The organism is Colwellia ponticola, from assembly GCF_005885605.1.
GTDB lineage: Bacteria > Pseudomonadota > Gammaproteobacteria > Enterobacterales > Alteromonadaceae > Colwellia > Colwellia ponticola.
In genome coordinates this window covers 1-494 of the sequence record NZ_SZVP01000054.1, presented here as the reverse complement: position 1 = coordinate 494, position 494 = coordinate 1, and the positions used below count along the sequence as shown (strand labels likewise).

Sequence of the window (494 nt, the reverse complement as noted above, 5' to 3'; positions counted from 1 at the left end):
ATAAACGATTGCAGATTGCAACGTAAATTCTTCTTTCAACACCGAACTAAGTAGCGCATCTTCATTCCCATAATGATCTGAAAACACACACAATTGTCGATAACTTGACTGTTGCTGTGGCTTAGGCAAATCTTTGGGTATGACTTTGACTAGTTTTTCTTCAATCGTCAAATAGAAAACAGGGTTGCATTCATTCAATTGCCTGAGTGTCTCCAGCAATTTTGCCCTCGCTAAAATATGGACCTCTGGTAATACAATCAATTTACTCGCTGTTTGGATAAACTCATGGTAAGGAAGCTGTTCGATCTCCTCGATAGACGACAGCTGACGTGCTGGTTCCAATGAAGGAAGTTCCTCCGATTTTTTATGGAGTGCCTTGACTTTTTGCCTCTCCATTTGTCCGGATAATTCTTCTGCAAATTGGATTTTTTCAATGATACGCTGCTCAAAAGATTCATAAAAATCTGTACTTGCTATCAATTTTCTAGCATATA

Annotated in this window: 1 protein-coding gene; it reads right to left on the bottom strand. The window is 38.7% G+C overall.

Annotated features, from left to right (window positions below; all coding sequences use genetic code 11):
* A partial coding sequence (locus tag FCS21_RS17630; protein WP_222927980.1) for a hypothetical protein occupies window positions 1-494 on the bottom strand: 494 nt, incomplete at both ends.